At 36.6% G+C, this 1,835-nt stretch carries 2 protein-coding genes; one reads left to right on the top strand and one right to left on the bottom strand.

Annotation, left to right across the window (positions count from 1 at the left end):
• Nucleotides 1-126 precede the first annotated feature (126 nt).
• Nucleotides 127-1,107, bottom strand: a complete 981-nt coding sequence (gene pdhA / locus OZD66_RS05440; RefSeq protein ID WP_006279887.1) for a pyruvate dehydrogenase (acetyl-transferring) E1 component subunit alpha — start codon at nucleotides 1,105-1,107, stop codon at nucleotides 127-129.
• Between the two features lie 55 nt (nucleotides 1,108-1,162).
• Between pdhA and hemJ the strand changes: the two genes are divergently transcribed.
• Nucleotides 1,163-1,591 (top strand): protoporphyrinogen oxidase HemJ, encoded by a 429-nt coding sequence (gene hemJ / locus OZD66_RS05435; RefSeq protein ID WP_275022442.1) that lies wholly within the window; start codon nucleotides 1,163-1,165, stop codon nucleotides 1,589-1,591.
• The last annotated feature ends 244 nt before the right edge of the window (nucleotides 1,592-1,835 follow it).

The following is a 1,835-nucleotide window of genomic DNA, read 5'->3' as shown; positions in this document are numbered from 1 at the left end:
TTTCATTAAAAGACAAACGCAGAAGGGCTAGAGTATCCACTTTAACCTCTCTAAATTTGCTCACAATCTCTTAACTTGACGCGTATGGTTTACTATACAATGTTTGTACAGTTCTGGATAAAAAAATTAGCTAACAAATTTATAAACATCAGTATACAGCTCATCAACGCTTGGTTCTTTACTATTTTTGGCAAAATCTTCCGACTTTTTTACTAAATCACGTATTTCCTTATCAATTACTTTGCACTCTTCTTCTGAAGCCATTTTATTATCTGTCATGTATTTCTTTAAAGTGCTTATAGGGTCATGATTTTGCTTCATATCTTCAACTTCTTCTTTTAAGCGATAAGTAGCAGGATCTGACATTGAGTGACCGCGATATCGATATGTCTTCATTTCAAGCAGGATAGGCCCTTTTCCGCTGCGTGTGTGTTCCGCTGCTTCGCTTGTAGCCTCATAAACAGAGAAAAAATCCATTCCATCAACTTGTTTTCCAGGAATACCAAAACTTTCTCCTCTTTTATATAACTCTGTTACTAAAGTTGATCTTTGCACGGAGGTTCCCATTGCGTATTCATTATTTTCTATGATGTAAACCACAGGCAACTCCCACAAAGATGCCATATTAAACGATTCATATACTTGTCCTTGATTTGCAGCACCGTCGCCAAAATATGTAAATACCACATTATCTTTTTTCTTATATTTATTAGCAAATGCTATTCCTGTGCCAATTGGAACTTGTGCTCCCACTATTCCATGCCCGCCGAAGAATTTTTTTTCAACGTCAAATACGTGCATCGAACCACCTTTACCTTTCGAGCATCCTGTTTCTTTGCCGGTAAGCTCTGCCATTACAACATTTGGATCAGAATCACATGCGAGCATTAAGCCATGGTCTCTATAACTTGTGATAAAAGCGTCACCTAATTTTGATGCAGCTTGAGTTCCAACTGCAACTGCTTCTTGTCCTATTGATAGGTGACAGAACCCGCCTATTAATCCCATCCCATATAATTGTCCTGCTTTTTCCTCAAATCTGCGTATGAGTAGCATTTTCCTGTAGAATCCAATTATCTGTTCTTTAGTGAAATTTTCTGCTTTCATATCGATTTCTTTTTCATTAAACTAACACAATACCAGGAATTTTAAATTTTTGCTAATGAACTATTACCACTGGCTTGAGGCTTTTCACGTTATCTCTGTTATCATGTGGATGGCAGGTATGCTTTATTTACCCAGGCTTTATGTCTACCATGCAACTGTAAAACCGGGATCGGAAAATGATATCTTGCTTCAAACAATGGAAAAGAGGCTACTTAGATATATCATAAACCCTGCAATGCTTTTCTCACTTGGTCTTGGAATTACACTAATGGTTATTAGGGAAGCATATCGTGAAGGATGGTTTCATGTAAAAGCATTTGCAATACTTTTGATGTTAATTATTCATATGCTACTTGCAAAATATAGGAAAAATTTTGCAATGGGTTCGAATAAGAAGTCACATATTTATTTTCGCGTTTTAAATGAAGCAGTTACAGTATTGATAATAGTTATAGTTATTATGGTTGTTGTAAAACCTTTTTGACTGACCTTACCCAAAAAAAGCAGAAAGCTCGTATCTGTTCAGATGCATGGCTAATGTACAATACTGAAATAAAAATTCCAGTGCTCCCTTTCTTGTCATCCCAGTGCTTGACACTGGGATGGCTTTGTTGCATCGCTACTTATGAAAGGCTAACTATATAGCATTTCTCATAATAGTCCGAACAGGTCATAGGAAGGCAGAATCAACAGCACGACGAAAGGATTCGAATAGAGGAATGTTTTTC

Source organism: Wolbachia endosymbiont of Drosophila baimaii (genome assembly GCF_028982185.1).
GTDB classification, from domain to species: Bacteria; Pseudomonadota; Alphaproteobacteria; order Rickettsiales; family Anaplasmataceae; genus Wolbachia; species Wolbachia pipientis.
Note: the sequence above shows the minus strand (reverse complement) of the source record. Positions and strands in the feature narration are given on the sequence as shown.